Here is a 272-nt window from a genome sequence, read left to right on the forward strand (position 1 = left end):
CCCTATCACGCGTTGTACGGCGCCGAGCATATCCAGGCGCCGATCCAGCCGGAGCACACCAGCGATCACCCGGTATACCAGGCGTTCCGTCAGCACCAGGAGAGCGTGAATTTTTCCCGTGACGAAGTGCGGCTCACGGTCATTCCAACCTACATGGGCCTGATCAAACAGATCGACGATCAACTCGGCCGGCTGTTCGATTATTTGCAAAGCAACGGCCGCTGGGACGACACCTTGATCGTCTTCACCAGTGACCATGGCGATTTTCTGGG

The 272-nt window shown here is 57.7% G+C and carries 1 protein-coding gene; it reads left to right on the forward strand.

Features of this window, described 5'->3' with window-relative positions; translation table 11 throughout:
- A partial coding sequence (locus SB756_RS30135) for a sulfatase-like hydrolase/transferase (protein WP_410913244.1) occupies positions 1 to 272 on the forward strand: 272 nt, incomplete at both ends.

The organism is Pseudomonas sp. SIMBA_068 (genome assembly GCF_046534705.1).
Taxonomy (GTDB): domain Bacteria; phylum Pseudomonadota; class Gammaproteobacteria; order Pseudomonadales; family Pseudomonadaceae; genus Aquipseudomonas; species Aquipseudomonas putida.